At 59.6% G+C, this 16,060-nt stretch carries 11 protein-coding genes; 8 read left to right on the top strand and 3 right to left on the bottom strand.

The window, feature by feature from the left end:
* Positions 1–78: 78 nt before the first annotated feature.
* Entirely contained in the window at positions 79–1,335 is a 1,257-nt protein-coding gene (locus F3J08_RS06815; protein ID WP_166928900.1) for an AGE family epimerase/isomerase, read from the bottom strand.
* Between the two features lie 293 nt (positions 1,336–1,628).
* Here F3J08_RS06815 and F3J08_RS06820 point away from each other — a divergent pair, with 293 nt between their 5' ends.
* Together F3J08_RS06820 and clpB are read left to right on the top strand one after the other, a co-directional pair.
* Positions 1,629–3,116 carry a glycosyltransferase family 2 protein gene (locus tag F3J08_RS06820; RefSeq protein ID WP_166928901.1) on the top strand — a complete coding sequence of 496 codons (1,488 nt, stop codon included), beginning with the start codon at positions 1,629–1,631 and terminating at the stop codon, positions 3,114–3,116.
* Positions 3,117–3,323: 207 nt separating this feature from the next.
* Complete coding sequence (gene clpB / locus F3J08_RS06825) at positions 3,324–5,927, top strand: ATP-dependent chaperone ClpB (protein WP_166928902.1); 2,604 nt, start codon at positions 3,324–3,326, stop codon at positions 5,925–5,927.
* A 148-nt stretch (positions 5,928–6,075) separates the two neighbouring features.
* Here the strand turns inward: clpB and F3J08_RS06830 are convergent, their stop codons facing one another.
* A complete protein-coding gene (locus tag F3J08_RS06830; protein WP_240149207.1) occupies positions 6,076–7,047 on the bottom strand; it encodes an SDR family oxidoreductase in 972 nt (323 codons plus the stop codon).
* Between the two features lie 337 nt (positions 7,048–7,384).
* On the opposite strand from F3J08_RS06830, the gene gyrB reads away from it, so the two are divergent.
* Together gyrB and F3J08_RS06840 are read left to right on the top strand one after the other, a co-directional pair.
* A complete protein-coding gene (gene gyrB / locus F3J08_RS06835) occupies positions 7,385–9,838 on the top strand; it encodes a DNA topoisomerase (ATP-hydrolyzing) subunit B (protein ID WP_122039424.1) in 2,454 nt (817 codons plus the stop codon).
* Positions 9,828–10,664 (top strand): DUF3108 domain-containing protein, encoded by an 837-nt coding sequence (locus F3J08_RS06840; protein ID WP_240149179.1) that lies wholly within the window; start codon positions 9,828–9,830, stop codon positions 10,662–10,664. The genes gyrB and F3J08_RS06840 overlap by 11 nt, the downstream gene beginning before the upstream one ends.
* An 86-nt stretch (positions 10,665–10,750) precedes the next feature.
* On the opposite strand, the gene F3J08_RS06845 is transcribed toward F3J08_RS06840, so the two are convergent.
* Positions 10,751–11,425 (bottom strand): HAD hydrolase-like protein, encoded by a 675-nt coding sequence (locus F3J08_RS06845; protein WP_205206777.1) that lies wholly within the window; start codon positions 11,423–11,425, stop codon positions 10,751–10,753.
* 105 nt (positions 11,426–11,530) lie between these two features.
* On the opposite strand from F3J08_RS06845, the gene glmU reads away from it, so the two are divergent.
* The 4 genes from glmU to thiS all read left to right on the top strand — a co-directional run bounded on the left by glmU (position 11,531) and on the right by thiS (position 16,058).
* Positions 11,531–12,898, top strand: coding sequence for a bifunctional UDP-N-acetylglucosamine diphosphorylase/glucosamine-1-phosphate N-acetyltransferase GlmU (gene glmU, locus F3J08_RS06850; protein WP_166928903.1), 1,368 nt, complete (start codon positions 11,531–11,533; stop codon positions 12,896–12,898).
* The gene (glmS, locus tag F3J08_RS06855; protein ID WP_166928904.1) at positions 12,898–14,721 is read left to right on the top strand and encodes a glutamine--fructose-6-phosphate transaminase (isomerizing); all 1,824 of its coding nucleotides are present in this window, start codon (positions 12,898–12,900) and stop codon (positions 14,719–14,721) included. The genes glmU and glmS overlap by 1 nt, the downstream gene beginning before the upstream one ends.
* Positions 14,722–14,765: 44 nt before the next feature.
* On the top strand, positions 14,766–15,737 hold the full coding sequence (gene thiO, locus F3J08_RS06860) for a glycine oxidase ThiO (RefSeq protein WP_166928905.1): 972 nt from the start codon (positions 14,766–14,768) through the stop codon (positions 15,735–15,737).
* A gap of 123 nt (positions 15,738–15,860) precedes the next feature.
* Positions 15,861–16,058 carry a sulfur carrier protein ThiS gene (gene thiS / locus F3J08_RS06865; protein WP_122039429.1) on the top strand — a complete coding sequence of 66 codons (198 nt, stop codon included), beginning with the start codon at positions 15,861–15,863 and terminating at the stop codon, positions 16,056–16,058.
* The last annotated feature ends 2 nt before the right edge of the window (positions 16,059–16,060 follow it).

Genomic DNA, 16,060 nt, shown 5'->3' on the forward strand with positions numbered 1-16,060 from the left:
TAAGGAAAATGCCGGGTGGCGCTACCATCCGGCATTTCTAATACGACCCGCTGGGGCGCTATCGATCGCGTGATGTCCTCAAACGATGTCTGACTCACGCAACGCGAGTGTAAGGCAAGGCGACAGGGGGAGAATGGGCGCAACCGTTGCCTGGAAGGCGTGATACAGATCTGCCTTGTCCGGGTAGACCTCGCCTGAATAACGGCCCTGCGCGTCGACCTCATTACGCCACCCACCAAATTCATGGTCGATCAGTGTGCTGGCGATATAGTCCCAGACCTTGCGATACCATGTTTCATAGGCAGGGCTGCCCGTGCGCTTGAGCAGGTTCACTGCGGCGGTGACGGTTTCCGCCTGTACCCAGTGAGCCCGCACTGTGACCACCGGCTTATGGTCCCAGTCGATCGTATAGATCATGCCCGGTTCGCCATCGGGTGCCCACCCAAAGCGCAACGCTGAGTCCAGCAGGGCGCGGGCATCATGCAGCATCCAGCCGGGGGCGGTCCCCTCGCGTCGCAGCAGAGCGGCCTCTACCTTCAGGGTGAGATGGGCCCATTCTGCAAAATGGCCCGGTGTCATGCCGTAGGGGCGCAGGGGGTCAGTCGTCTTTTCCCGGTTGTAGTCCTTGAGGAGTGTCCACTCCCGGTTGAAATGCTCTGGCATGCAGTAATCGTGATTGCCCGCAATCTCATGCACAAAGCGGTGTACGATACGATGGGCACGATCGAGCCATTTCTCATCCCCTGTGATATCGGCGAGGGCAAGACAGGATTCTGTCGAGTGCATGTTGGCATTTGCGCCGCGATAGTCCTCCTCGTCGCTCCAGTCGAAGGCGAAGCTCTCACGCATGACGCCTTCATCTTCGGACCAGTAATGGTTCTCGAGAATTTCGGTCGCCAGGCTGAGAAGTTTCTCACCTCCTTCAACACCCAACAGGGTTGCGGACGAGCCGGCCAGGGCCACGAAGGCATGGAGATAGGCCTGTTTGCGGCCCTCGCGCGCTGCCGGTGATTCGTACCAGCCCCCATGTTCCTTGTCGTGCAGCGGGCCGAGGAGTGCCTTGACGCCATGACGCACAAGCGGGAGGCAGCCCGGGATACCCTGAAGGGCTGCCATAGAGAAAGCATGGACCATACGGGCGGTCAAAATACCGTCTGGCAGGGCGTTTTCGGGCAGCGTGCCATCACGCCCGAGCGCACCAAAACCACCTTCCATGCGTGATGCCATGGCAAACCTGAGAAGCCTGCGGCCCTCGGCCGCCAGCCACAGGCGATGGGCGGAGCGACGCACCCAGCTTGTTTCGGGCAGGAGCATGGGCGAGAGAAGATCGGTCATCGAGACTGTCCCGTTTACAGCCGAGAAACGGCTTTGCATTGCATGAACAACGATGATCACGCACGGCAGCGAGGGGAGTTGCGCGACAGAAGATTGCTCACCTTCCGCCCGGCTGGAAGGAGGCATCCAAGCATACGGATTTCGAGGACGGACCGGCCTGCCAGACAGTGTTCCAGCGAGACGACCGCAAGTCTGTCACAAGAATTCACTATGGAAGCGGGCGGACGGGTCCTATTGTGGCAGGATAATGTACCGTACCGACAGATTTATTTCGCCAGGAAATCAATAAAAAAATGCCGACGTTGAAGTCATCAGCCTCTCCACAGACTGATTTGCAGGGTTTTGGGAAGCTTCCGCTTGCAGTTGCCCGCAACAAGGGCATCTGGCCCGAACCGCAGTACCAGCATGTACTGGTGGCCTGTGCCCGTTGGGAGGCCGAGAGCATTGCGGAATGGCTGACCTATCACCGTTCTATCGGCTTCGACCATGTCTACCTTTACTGCAATGATGACAATCCAGGCGCACTCTATGAGGCTGTGATGCCTTTCATCATGGCAGACAAACCGTTCGTGACATTCCATCATTTCCGGTATGTCGGTGAGCAGTTCCAGATGTATCGCCATTTCCTGCGCCATTATGTGCATGAGACCCGCTGGCTCATGTTCCTGGATGTGGATGAGTTTGTCTGTCTTCCTGGAAGCAACGATATCCGCAGCGTCAGTGAGCGTTTCGGGGCTCATTACGATGCTGTCTATCTCAACTGGTGCGGTTACGGGCATGGTGGTCATGCCGAGCGGCCTTCGGGGAGCATCCTGCGCCATTACCGTTATCGTGAAAGCGGAGCGTCGCCGTTCACCAAAATCCTCGCGAAGGCAGGCGTCGTCTCATACAGGCTGTCTTATGAGAACCCTCACGTGGCGATCCATCACGATCTCTATGCCCTTGGGGCGCCGCTGCGCGCCTGCAATATGCTCGGTGAGTCGATGGAAGGGTACTACGACAACTTCCCGGAGCATGCCTGGGCGTTCCTCAATGCCGAGAGCCGCCGCAGCCGTCTTGTGCAGGCCGGCTACATTGCGCACTTCAATATTCGTTCAGACCAGGATTTTGCACGCCGTGTGGCGCGTGGGTGTCTTGGTGACTTTTTCGCGCAGACGCATTGGCAGAACAAGAGCGAGGAGGAGCGTGCAGCCTACCATGCTGACACAAATGCCGTATTCGACCCTTATCTCTCGGATTACTGGTCATCTCTTGTTAACGAAGGGTGGCAGTCGAGCATTGTGCCGTGCTCCGCGTGGGAACTTCTTTCGACGGGAAAGCGTGCCACACAGAGTTCCACCCTGCATGAGGGATCACGAGATGATGACGCGTGCCGCGCTGTATCAGGTCATCTGACGGGACGCCCGCAGCATCACACCGCCCTTGAGGATAATCCCTGGTGGATGGTGGACCTCGGCGCTTTGAGCCATATACACCAAATCATGATCTTCAACCGACTGGATGGCGTGATGGAGCGCCTTTCGAGCTTTACGGTCGAGGTCTCGCATGATCGTTTCTTCTGGACGAAGATTATCGACAGGAAAAACGGCCCTGTCTTTGGTGGACTCGATGGCACACCTTTCAACTGGGTGGATCAGGCCGGGGTGGTGGGGCGTTTCGTCCGTCTGACCATTCCGGGCACGCAGGTCTATCTGCAGACAGACCAGATCGAGATCTATGGCCGTCCTTTCTCGCTTGAAGAGTTTCAGGCGCAACAGGTGTCATCCAGGGAGCTTGCGTAACCACGCTGGTCAACTTGGGGGCCGATCCGTCCTGGCAACAGGGCGGATCGGCCTGATGCGGAATATGGTCATGAATCGCTCCATACCGGTCTTGGAAAAAACCGGGATGTTCCCATCTTCAAGTTATGACGAAGCGAGAACTGCCTGACAGGGGTTCCCGTTGTCGTAACCAGCCGCCTTTACGGGGCATAGGAGCATTGCGAAAACATGAATATTGAGAAATTTACTGAGCGTAGCCGCGGTTTTCTTCAGGCCGCCTCGACTATTGCGCTACGCGACTTCCATCAGCAACTGACGCCCGAGCACCTTTTGAAAGCATTGCTCGATGATCCAGAGGGTGCTGCCTCGGGCCTCATCCGTGCAGCTGGTGGCACACCGGAAACGGTGCGCAAGACCAATGATGCCGCACTGGCGCGAATCCCCAAGGTGCAGGGCGGCGGTGCCGGTCAGCCTCAGGCGACGCCTGACCTTGTGCGCGTACTCGATAGCGCAGAGCAGGATGCCCAGCGTGCCGGTGACAGCTTCGTTGCGCAGGATCGCCTGCTCGTGGCGCTTGCCGCTAGCAAGACTGGCGCCGGACACGCCCTTGGCGAAGGCAAGGCGGATGCGAAGGCCCTTGAGCGCGCAGTGGCCGAATTGCGCAAGGGACGCGTGGTCGATAGCGCCAATGCCGAGGCGGGCTTCGATGCCCTCAAGAAATATGCGCGGGATGTGACGGCTGTGGCCCAATCGGGCAAGCTCGATCCGGTGATTGGACGTGACGAGGAGATCCGTCGCGCCATTCAGGTTCTGGCACGCCGTACCAAGAATAACCCTGTGCTGATTGGTGAGCCCGGTGTGGGCAAGACCGCCATCGTGGAAGGTCTGGCGCTGCGTATTGTCAATGGCGACGTGCCTGAAGCGCTGCGCAACAAGAAGCTGCTCTCGCTCGATATGGGTGCCCTGGTGGCCGGCGCGAAATATCGCGGTGAATTCGAGGAGCGCCTGAAGGCTGTTCTCAAGGAAATCGAAAGCGCCGAGGGGCAGGTGATCCTGTTCATCGACGAGATGCACACGCTCGTGGGCGCAGGGCGCTCCGATGGCGCAATGGATGCGTCGAACCTGATCAAGCCCGAACTGGCACGCGGCGTGCTGCATTGCATCGGTGCCACCACGCTCGACGAGTATCGCAAATACATCGAGAAAGATGCGGCGCTGGCCCGTCGTTTCCAGCCGGTCTTTGTGGGTGAGCCCTCAGTGGCCGATACCATCTCGATCCTGCGTGGCATCAAGGAAAAATACGAGCTGCATCACGGTGTGCGTATCACCGATGGCGCACTTGTGGCTGCCGCGACGCTGTCCAATCGCTACATCACGGATCGATTCCTGCCGGACAAGGCCATCGACCTTGTGGATGAGGCGGCAAGCCGTTTGCGCATGCAGATCGACAGCAAGCCCGAGGCGCTCGATGAACTCGACCGCCGTATCATCCAGCTCAAGATCGAGCGCGAGGCGATCCGCAAGGAAGAGGACAGCGCGAGCCGCGAGCGTCTGGTGAAGCTGGAAGCCGAGCTGGCCGACCTGCAGGAGCAGTCGGACACCATGAGCGCGGCATGGCATGCCGAAAAGGACCGGGTGAACGCTGTTCAGAAGCTCAAGGAGCAGCTTGATCAGGCGCGTTCGGATGTCGATATTGCCCAGCGCAAGGGCGATCTCGGCAAGGCATCCGAGCTTATGTATGCGACGATCCCAGGCCTTGAACGTCAGATCGAAGAAGCGCAACAGGTCGAACAGCAGGATGCCGCTCAGGCAGGATTGTTCAGCGAGGCTGTGACCGATCAGGGGATTGCCTCTGTCGTGTCGCGTTGGACCGGTGTGCCGGTGGACCGGATGCTGGAAGGCGAACGCGCCAAGCTCGTGCGTATGGAGGATGAACTCCGTGAGCGCGTAGTCGGTCAGGAGCCTGCGCTCAAGGCGGTGTCCAACGCCGTACGTCGTGCCCGTGCAGGCTTGCAGGATCCCAATCGCCCTATCGGTTCGTTCCTCTTCCTCGGTCCGACCGGCGTCGGCAAGACCGAACTGGCCAAGGCGCTGGCGCAGTTCCTGTTTGACGACGATCGCGCCATGCTGCGCGTGGATATGAGCGAGTTCATGGAGAAGCACGCCGTATCCCGTCTGGTGGGTGCGCCTCCCGGCTATGTCGGCTACGAAGAGGGTGGCGTGCTGACCGAGGCGGTCCGTCGCAGGCCGTATCAGGTCATCCTGTTTGACGAAGTCGAGAAGGCGCATGAGGATGTTTTTAACATCCTGCTACAGGTGCTCGATGACGGTCGTCTGACGGACGGGCAGGGGCGTGTGGTGGATTTCCGCAACACGATCATTATCCTGACCTCCAATCTCGGCTCGGATATTCTGGCGCAGCAGCCCGATGGGGAGAGCACGGACCTCGTGCAGGCGCAGGTCATGGCGGTGGTGCGTAACCATTTCCGCCCCGAATTCCTGAACCGTCTGGACGAGATCGTTCTGTTCTCGCGTCTGCAGCGGGCGGATATGAACCGTATCGTCGCCATTCAGCTCAAGCGCCTGCGTGAGTTGCTGGCTGACCGCAAGATCACGCTCGATCTGGATCAGGCGGCAGATAACTGGCTGGCAGAGTCCGGTTATGATCCGGTTTACGGCGCACGCCCGCTCAAGCGTGTCATACAGCGCAGCCTGCAGAACACGCTGGCAGGGCTGCTGCTGGATGGGACGATCTTTGATGGTCAGACCGTGCATGTCTCGGCCAATGACAAGGGGCTGGTCATCAATGGCCAGCAGGCCGAGCTAAACTGATTGGCCGCAGGGCCATTGCCATGCCCATAGGCCGGTTCATTCGGCAAGCGGCATGGCAAAGAAAGGTATCTGAAATAAAGGGGGCGCACCTATCATTGGATGCGCCCCCTTTTCGTTCGATGAGCGCTGCCCGAGATGGTCGTCACCGTTATCCGGGCATCCCTGTACCACCGGTGATGCCGTAGATCTGCCCGGTGATGTAACTACCCTCCGTGGAGGCCAGTGTGACATAGACCGGTGCGATCTCCGCAGGCTGGCCCGGACGTCCCATCGGCACCGTGGTCCCGTATTTCTCGACGGCAGACATGGGCTGGCCGCCACAGACCTGAAGTGGTGTCCAGAAAGGCCCAGGCGCCACGGCATTGATACGTATGCCCTTGGGGAGCAGTTGCTTGGCCAAAGATTTGGTCAGGTTGGCGATGCCAGCCTTCGTCAGGCTATAATCAACGATGATTTCCGACGGGTTATAGGCGTTGGAAGAGGCTGTGTTCACGATGGCGCTGCCCGGTGGCATATGCGGGATAGCAGCCTTGATGATCCAGAACAGCGCATAGAGATTGGTCTTGAGTGTCCAGTCGAATTCCTCGGTAGAGAGTTCGAGAATACTCTCATGGTAGTGCTGCCGACCGGCGCAGTTTACCAGCGTATCAAGTCTGCCGAGTTGTGACGCAGCGTCCGACACGAGTTTCTGACAGAACGCCTCGTCGCGAATATCGCCCGGCAGGGCAACGGCCTTGCGTCCTGCCTTGCGGATGAGGGCCACAACCTCGCGAGCGTCTTCTTCTTCCTGCGGGAGATAGTTGATCGCGATATCAGCCCCTTCCCGTGCATAGGCAATGGCGATGGCGCGCCCAAGGCCTGAATCGCCACCTGTTATCAGGGCGCGGCGTCCAGCCATGCGGCCGCTGCCTTTGTAGCTTGTCTCTCCGCAGTCTGGTTTGGGATGCATACGCGATTGCAGGCCCGGCCACTCCTGGGGCTGGGACGCGAACGGGGCGTGGGGATAGAGTTTCTGCGGGTCGGCCAACGGTGCTGAGGCGGCAGGCGCATTTGGCGCAGCCTGCGCACGGCTTGACCCTGCAACCAGCCCTGCAAGCCCAAGCGTTGCCCCTTGCATCATGCTGCGTCGGTTGGTGGCGGGGCTGGCCCCTTCAGGCGTGATGGTTCTGAGGGTTTTCTTGTCGATCGGATCGGTCATGGCGGCTTATCTCGCTTGCGTCGGGGAAACGGTGCCGGTCAGCCGACACGGGATGAGAAGTCGCGAGACGGGTTTGGGTTGCTATGCAAAGCGGCCCCGAAGCTCTGACAGGCTTGCCGCATAGGGGCCTGGCTGGGGCATTTCCGATCCCTGGGTGGCTGGCGGCTGCCTGTCCGTTTGTCCGGTTCCAACGCCCTAGCCCTAGCCCCCTAGAGAGGCTATATTGGCAGCTTGTTGCGAGTAGGAGCGTCACGCCAGCATGTCCGAACAGATCCGTCCGACCGAGTTGCCCGAAAACCTCGATGACGAAGCCGATTATGGCGCCTCCTCGATCTCGGTTCTCAAGGGGCTCGATGCGGTACGTAAGCGCCCCGGTATGTATATCGGCGATACGGATGACGGGTCCGGCCTGCACCATATGGTGTTCGAGATTATCGATAACGCCGTGGACGAGGCTCAGGCTGGTCACGCGACACGGTGTATCCTGACGCTCAACGGTGATGGTTCTGTCAGTGTCCGTGACAACGGGCGTGGAATCCCGACCGATCTGCATGAGGAAGAGGGTGTCAGCGCGGCAGAAGTGGTGCTGACAAAGCTTCATGCGGGCGGCAAGTTCAACCAGAATTCCTACAAGGTCTCCGGCGGTCTGCACGGCGTTGGCGCGGCCGTTGTCAATGCGCTGTCGGAATGGATGGAAGTCCGTATCTGGCGCAATGGCACCGAGCATTTCATCCGCTTCCAGCATGGCGAGCGTGACGACGCTCTGGCGGTAATCGGCGCCAGTGACGAGCCACGTGGCACGCTCGTGACGTTCAAGCCGAGCAAGCAGACTTTCACGAAGGTGGAATTCGAGTTTGCCATTCTCGAGCGACGTATGCGCGAACTGGCCTTCCTCAATTCCGGTCTCGAGATCGTCCTGCGGGACGAGCGTCATGCCGAGAACAAGGAAGTCGTCTTTTGCTATGAAGGCGGATTGAGCGCGTTTGTCGAGTATCTCGATGCCAGCAAGACCTCGATCGTCACCCCGCCCATCGTCGGGTCGATCGATCACGCCGAAAGTGGCATCAAGGTCGAGTTCGCGCTCACGTGGAATGACAGCTTCCATGAGACCATGCTGTGCTTCACCAACAACATTCCCCAGCGTGATGGGGGCACCCATCTTGCAGGGTTCCGTCAGGCGCTGACGCGTGTTGTTGGCAAGTATGCTGACACGGGGTCATCCAAGAATTCGGCATCGCTTACGGGTGAGGATATGCGCGAGGGCATGACGGCTGTGCTGTCGGTCAAGGTGCCCGATCCGAAATTCTCGTCGCAGACCAAGGACAAGCTGGTCTCTTCCGAGGTGCAACCTGTTGTGCACGTCACAGCCGCTGATTCCATCGGGCACTGGTTCGAGACTCACCCGCGTGAAGCCAAGGCGGTCATTGCCAAGGTGAACGAGGCCGCTGCTGCGCGCGATGCCGCCCGTCGTGCCCGTGAACTGACGCGACGCAAGGGCGTGCTGGACGTCTCCTCACTGCCGGGCAAACTGGCGGATTGTCAGGAGCGCGATGCCAGCAAGGCCGAATTGTTCATCGTCGAGGGTGACTCGGCAGGTGGAACGGCCAAGCAGGGGCGTGATCGTCGTTTCCAGGCGATCCTGCCGCTCAAGGGCAAGATCCTCAATGTCGAGCGTGCGCGTTTCGACCGTATGCTGGGATCAGCAGAAGTCGGCACGTTGATCACGGCGCTTGGGACGGGCATTGGCCGTGGCGATGTGGAGCAGGGCGGCTTTTCTATCGACAAGCTGCGCTACCACAAGATCGTCATCATGACCGACGCTGACGTGGACGGTTCGCATATTCGCACCTTGCTGCTGACCTTCTTCTTCCGCCAGATGCCGGAGCTGATCGAAAAGGGTTATCTCTATATCGCCCAGCCGCCGCTTTACCGAGCCAAGCGCGGCAACGAAGAGCGTTATCTCAAGGATGACGCCGCGCTGGAGCAGTATCTGCTCGACAAGGCGCTGAGCAACGCCACGCTCACCCTTGCTGGCGGCGATGTGGTTGCTGGCGATGTGCTGATGGAGCGCGTCAAGGCCATGGGCCAGGTGGCCAAGACACTGACAGCCCTTGCAAGCAAGATTCCTGTCTGGGTGCTTGAACAGGCCTATGTGGCCAAGGCTCTCTCGCTCGGCCACGATCACGCCCAGGAGCGTGCGCCTGTATTGCAGGCTCGTCTCGATGCGGCATCGCCCGTCAACGAGCGCGGCTGGATGGTCGGTCCCACCGAGGAAGGTGGGTTGCGCCTGGCCCGCAGCGTGCGTGGTGTGGGCGAGGTCTATGCGCTTGATGCTGCCCTGCTCAAATCGGCAGAAGCACGCTGGCTGGCAGGTGAGGGCAGCCGCGTGGCCGATTATTTCGAAGGCCCTGTCAAGCTGTCGCTGGACAGTCAGGGTGCCGAGCTTTCGGGTCCTGCAATGGTGTTCGACCGTGTTCTCCAGCAGGGGCGCAAGGGCCTTGCCATCAACCGCTTCAAGGGGTTGGGCGAGATGAACAATGAGCAGCTCTGGGATACAACGCTCGACCCGGCCACGCGTATTCTCCTGCAGGTCAAGGTAGGAGATGTAGAAGATGCGGGACAGGTGTTCTCGACGCTTATGGGCGACGTGGTTGAACCGCGACGCGACTTCATTGTTGGCAATGCCCAGAAGGTCGCCAATCTTGACGTCTGATCTCGTCAGGAAAGGCCTTGCCGCGAGCGTCTTCGCGCTAGGCCTCGCTGGACAAGCGTGTGCGGCAGATGCTGGAAAGAATACCGATGCCGCTGTTGCAGCGAATAGCGGCCAGACGACCGCTGTCTATCGTGTCTACAATCATGGGTTGCATGTTGTAGATGCGACGGCTGACTATACGCTGACTGATCAAGGCTACGGCATTCGTACCACGCTGCATGCCGGTGGACTGATGAGCTGGTTCATGCGCATGGATATCCAGAGCATGGCGCGGGGACATTTCGACCACAATTGGGTCCAGCCGGTAGACTACGAAAGCAATGGCTACTCGCGCGGCAAGCACCGCAGCGTCGTCCTGCGTTATGCCGATAACACGCCCCATATCGTCACTCTGGATCCCAAAGAGACAGATCGTGAGTCTGTGCCAGATGGCGAACTCGATCACGCGCTGGATACGTTAAGTGCCATGGCGCTTCTGCTGGAAAATGTCCGGCAGACTGGTAAGTGCGATGGTAACGCGCAGGTTTTCGATGGCCTGCGTCTGAGTGCCATGACGTCGCATGGACCGGTCAAGGCGGATGTTCCGAACACCTTCAGTCAGAAATCTACCGGCCCAGCGCTGCGCTGCGACTTTGTCGGGCAGCAGCAGGCGGGTTTTATCAAAGACTCTTCGCATCTTGCTGTCATGAAAGCGCCCCATCCCGGGGCCGCCTGGTTTCAGGACATCCCGGGCGCCGGACTGACGGCTGTACGTATTGAATTTGAACATCCCAAGCTCGGGCGTATGGTAGCAGTGCTGGATCATACGCCAGTCGTTCAGCATTGAACCAGGAATGATCTACGGTGAAGCGGGAAGAGAACCGGTCAGCCGACGCCTGTAGCGGCCTCGGCGCCTCATCTTTCCGTTGTGCCTCAATAGGGGCGTGAGAGATCGTAGATGAGCCGCGGTAGTTCCGCCACACAACCGGCAATGGCTGTTGCGTGGGCACTCATGCTTCTGTCACCGTAGCCCCAACTGGCAAAGAGCGACGGCATCGGAACCCCCATGGCGGCCATGATATCGTTCTGGTGATCGCCGATCATAATTCCCCGAGCCGGCTCGGCATGAATGAGTCGAACGGTGTTGCGGATATGCTCAGGATCGGGCTTGCGGGTCGCAAAGCTGTCGCCACCGCCTATCGCATCAATCATAGAGGCAATCCCCAGCGTCTCGATGATATCTTGCGCGGCTTTGATCGGCTTGTTTGTACAGATCACGCAGGCAATCCCGCGTTCACGCAGTGTTGTCAGCGTCTCCTGAGTGTCAGGAAAAAGCCGGGTTTTACTGGTTGAGCGCGGCTCGTATATTTCCAGGAACCGCTTGGTAGCCTCGTCACGGTCGATGCGTTTTTCGTCACCTCCATAAATCAGCAGCCGATCCACCAGCCGGTTAGCCCCGTCACCGATCATGCTGCGCACGGCTTCCATGCTCGGTGGGTGGAGATCATATGATTTCAGAAGCTCCATACCACTCTCGGCCAGATCGGGCAGGCTATCAATGAGCGTGCCGTCAAGATCGAAAACAGCTGTCTTAATTTCCGTGCTCACGGTGGGTTTTCCTTGCGATGCAGAAGGCTGCAACAAACAGCAATCCGAAGTGACAAAGCGGGCGTTTGACAGAGCTCCGCTGCGTTGGCTACGCCACGTAATGATATGACATCATTTTCCTTTTCCGACGGCCAGCCCGTCAGCCATCACAAACCGACGACCGCCGTCATCCTCGCTGCGGGGCTAGGGACGCGTATGCGTTCTGCTCTGCCAAAAGCATTGCACCCTCTCGGTGGCCAACCCATGATCAGCCATCTCATCGAGACGGCAAGTGGCGTGTTCGAACGAATCGTCGTGGTGGTCGGCCCGGATATGCCAACCCTCGAAAAGGCCGCCGCTCCCTGGCCCTGTGTGGTGCAAGTCGAACGCCTTGGTACGGGCCATGCGGCCCGTATGGCTGAAGCGCTGTTCGGAGAGGGCGATGTCGCGATCCTTTACGCCGATAATCCGCTGATCACAGCGGACACGATGCGCGCGCTGCTCTCCACCCGGCGGGCTGAAGGGACATCGCTTGCCCTGCTCGCCATGCGCCCTGTCGATCCCGCGAAATACGGACGCGTTATCGTTGAAAACGGCTCCGTCAGAGAAGTCATCGAATTCAAGGATGCAACCGAGGAACAGCGCGCCATTGGCTTATGTAATGCGGGCGTTCTTTGTGCGTCATCCGACGACCTGCCTCGCTGGCTTGGCGCTGTACGCAACGACAATGCACAAGGTGAATATTACCTGACTGATGTGGTGGCGCTGGCGGCACGCGAAGGGTTGGTGCGTCATGTCGAAGCTCCTGCCGAGGAGCTGGCGGGAATCAATTCGCGGGCTGAACTGGCAACTGCGGAGGCGACGCTGCAAAAGCGCCTGCGTCTTTCAGCGCTCGAGGCGGGCGTCACCCTGATTGCACCGGAGACCGTGTTTTTCAGCGCGGACACTATCATCGAGCCTGATGTCGTTGTTGAACCCAATGTGGTTTTTGGCCCCGGGGTGACGGTGCGCAGTGGCGCGCGAATTCGTGCCTTCAGCCATCTGGAAGGATGCGTGGTGGGCGAGGAGGCCCTGATTGGTCCCTACGCCAGGCTCAGGCCCGGCACGATTTGTGGCAGGGCTTCCCATGTCGGCAATTTCGTCGAGCTCAAGGCGACCGAGCTGGGAGACGGCGCCAAAGCCAATCATCTGACTTATCTCGGAGATGCGCGTATCGGTCAGCGTACCAATGTCGGTGCTGGTACGATCACGTGTAACTACGACGGGGTGTTCAAACACCGTACGACGATTGGTAACGACGTCTTCGTGGGGTCCGATTCCATTCTCGTTGCGCCCATCTCCGTGGGGGATGGCGCCCTGCTCGCCGCTGGTAGCGTGCTGACCGAGGATGTGGAGCCAGGCGCGCTCGCGCTCGGGCGGTCGAGGCAGATCAACAAGGCAACGCGTGGGCAGGCGATAGCCTCTGCTCTGCGCGCGAAAAAGGAGAATGGCTGATGTGCGGCATTTGTGGCGTTGTCGGCCATCAGAACGCGACACCTCTCGTTGTTGAGGCGCTGCGTCGCCTTGAATATCGCGGCTACGATTCAGCGGGTATTGCGAGTCTGGTAGGCGGGCGTATCTCCCGCCGCCGTGCGGCCGGCAAGCTGGATAATCTGCAGGCCGTGCTCGACGTACAGCCGCTCGAGGGCTCGACCGCTATCGGTCATACACGCTGGGCCACCCACGGGCTGCCCAACGAGGCGAACGCCCATCCGCATGCTACAGATCGTGTGGCGATCGTGCATAATGGCATCATCGAGAACTACGAAGAGCTCAAGGCCGAAATGCTGGCGGTAGGGCGCCACTTCACCTCCGAGACGGACACGGAGTGTGTTGCCCAGCTTGTCGATTTCTATCTCGATCAGGGGCTTTCTCCTTGCGAGGCCGCCAGCAAGACACTGGGGCGCCTTCAGGGCGCCTACGCGCTCGCCATGATCTTTGCCGGGCATGAGGGGCTCATAATCGGCGCCCGTCATGGGGCGCCCCTTGCCGTAGGCTTTGGTGAGGGCGAGATGTTTCTCGGCTCAGACAGCCTCGCTCTGGCACCACTCGCCCGTAAAATCGCCTATCTCGATGATGGCGACTGGTGCGTGCTCAGACCCGATCAGGTCGAGTTCTTTGATGCCGCAAACCAGCGCGTGCAGCGTCCCGTGCAGACGATTGCCCTCATTGCAGGAACCGTCGGCAAGGATGGCTATCGCCACTACATGGAAAAGGAGCTGCATGAGCATCCGGTCGTGATTGGCCAGACATTGCAGCGCATCATCGATCCGGTTACGCGCGAGATCAATCTGCCGGCTTTCCCCTTTGATCTGGCTGAACTGCCCCGCGCCATCATCACCGCCTGTGGCTCGGCCTTCTATGCTGGTCTCGTTGCACGCTACTGGCTTGAGGCCGAGGCACGACTTCCGGTCGATATCGATGTGGCCTCCGAACTGCGCTACCGCAATCCGCCCCTGACGCCGCATGGCATGGCGCTGATGATCTCGCAGTCTGGCGAGACAGCCGATACGCTTGCCGCACTGCGCAGCCTTCGCGAACGCGAGCAGCACATCGTCTCGATCCTCAATGTTGAGGGCAGCACGATGGGCCGTGAGAGCGACGTGGTTCTTGGCATGGTTGCAGGACCCGAAATCTCGGTCGCGAGCACCAAGGCTTTCACAGCGCAGCTCGCGGTGCTTGCCGTACTCACGATTGCCATTGCGCGGGCCCGTGAGACCATGTCCGAAAAGCGTGCGGGCGACTTGCTGGCCCATCTGCTCGACCTTCCTTCGCGGGCCTCGGAAGTGTTTTCCCGGGCGAGTGATATCCAGGCCATGGCGGCCTCGGTGGCTGAGGCGCGCGATGTGCTCTACCTCGGGCGTGGGATCTGTTTCCCGGTCGCTCTGGAAGGGGCGCTGAAGCTCAAGGAGATTTCCTACATCCATGCCGAGGCTTACGCCGCGGGCGAGATGAAGCATGGGCCGATCTCCCTTATCGACAAGGATGTGCCGATTGTGGTGATCGCGCCCTCGACGATCCTGTTCGACAAGACGCTCTCCAATATCCAGGAGGCCAAGGCCCGCGGTGGCCGTATCATGGCCTTTACGGATGAGAAGGGGGCTCAGCGCCTGAGCGGTATCGCCGAGCATATGGTGATCCTGCCCGAGGTCGATCCCTTCGTGGCACCGATCCTTTACACGATCCCTGTGCAGATGCTGGCCTATGAGGTGGCGTTGCGCCGTGGGACAGACGTGGACCAGCCGCGCAACCTCGCCAAATCCGTTACTGTGGAGTAGGCTTGCCGAAAAAATAGCCTGAGCTGAAGCGAGGAGCGTTCGACATGACTGGACCGGGACCGAAGGTGCTGATCAAGGGGGCAGGGGTTGCCGGTCTGGTTACTGCTGTGACGCTGGCAGAACGTGGGGCGCAGGTCACGCTGCATGAAGCGGGCTCCCGTATCGGTTCGGGCGCGTCTTGGTTCGCGGGCGGCATGCTTGCACCCTGGTGTGAGGCTGAGTCAGCACCGGAAGAAGTGACCCGTGACTCGCTCAGCTCGCTCTCCTGGTGGTCTGCCCATGTACCGTCTGTTGTGCATCACGGCAGCCTCGTTGTGGCCCCCCCTCGCGATCAGGTCGAACTTGCCCGGTTTGGCAGGAGAACCAGCCATTTCGAGACGATAAATGCCGAGCGTATCGGCCAGCTCGAACCCGATCTGGCGGGGCGTTTTGACCGTGCGCTCTTCTTTGCCGAGGAAGGGCACGTTGACCCCCGGATCGCTCTGAAGGGGCTGGAAGCCCGTCTGGTGGAACTGGGCGGCCATTTCAGATTTGATGCGGACCCGATGGAAGAGACGTTCGACTGGGTGGTCGATTGTACCGGTATCGCAGCAAGGGAAAGTGATGCCGGCTTGCGCGGGGTGAGGGGGGAGATGATCCTCGTGCGTTGCCCGGAAGTCACCCTTCACCGTCCGATCCGTATGCTTCATCCGCGCATACCCATCTATATCGTCCCGCGTGAAAACAAGGTCTTCATGGCGGGAGCGACGATGGTAGAGAGTGACGATTCTCGCGAGATTACAGTTCGCGCCATGAGCGAACTGCTCAATGCGCTTTACACGCTTCATCCGGCTTTTGCCGAGGCTGAAATTATTGAGGCCAATGCAGGCATACGCCCTTCTTATGCCGATAATGTCCCAAGGGTACACTGCGAGGGAAACAGGATTTCCCTGAACGGCATGTATCGTCATGGGTTTCTGCTGTCCCCCGCACGGGCAGCGGAGGTGGCTGCAATCGTATTCCCCACGCTGGGTTGAGGGGTTCGCTCCGGCAGCCTAGGGTAGCCGGACCATGATCAGTAATGCCCCCAACGCACCGAGAAACGAGCGCTTGTGCGAACCGGGCCGGGCATGAATACCAGATAGTGCAGGAGACTCACCATGATGATTCTGGTGAACGACGAAACGAAGATCATCAAGAACCACTCGCTTGCGGATGCCCTTATCGAGCTCGGTTATGGTGAGACGAAGGTTGCGACGGCTCTGGACGGGCAATTTGTTCCGCGATCTGCCCGTGCATCACGTATTCTCAGCGAGGGATGCCGGCTGGAAATTCTTGCTCCCATGCAAGGAGGCTGAGC

It is taken from the genome of Asaia sp. As-1742, from assembly GCF_011753235.1.
In the GTDB taxonomy this organism is placed as follows: Bacteria; Pseudomonadota; Alphaproteobacteria; order Acetobacterales; family Acetobacteraceae; genus Asaia; species Asaia bogorensis_B.

Coding starts and splice junctions, on each gene's coding strand:
- glmU (WP_166928903.1), top strand. CDS start 11,531: ATGACATCATTTTCCTTTTCCGACGGCCAGCCCGTCAGCCATCACAAA.
- clpB (WP_166928902.1), top strand. CDS start 3,324: ATGAATATTGAGAAATTTACTGAGCGTAGCCGCGGTTTTCTTCAGGCC.
- gyrB (WP_122039424.1), top strand. CDS start 7,385: ATGTCCGAACAGATCCGTCCGACCGAGTTGCCCGAAAACCTCGATGAC.
- F3J08_RS06815 (WP_166928900.1), bottom strand. CDS start 1,335: ATGACCGATCTTCTCTCGCCCATGCTCCTGCCCGAAACAAGCTGGGTG.
- thiS (WP_122039429.1), top strand. CDS start 15,861: ATGATGATTCTGGTGAACGACGAAACGAAGATCATCAAGAACCACTCG.
- F3J08_RS06830 (WP_240149207.1), bottom strand. CDS start 7,047: ATGATGCAAGGGGCAACGCTTGGGCTTGCAGGGCTGGTTGCAGGGTCA.
- glmS (WP_166928904.1), top strand. CDS start 12,898: ATGTGCGGCATTTGTGGCGTTGTCGGCCATCAGAACGCGACACCTCTC.
- F3J08_RS06820 (WP_166928901.1), top strand. CDS start 1,629: ATGCCGACGTTGAAGTCATCAGCCTCTCCACAGACTGATTTGCAGGGT.
- thiO (WP_166928905.1), top strand. CDS start 14,766: ATGACTGGACCGGGACCGAAGGTGCTGATCAAGGGGGCAGGGGTTGCC.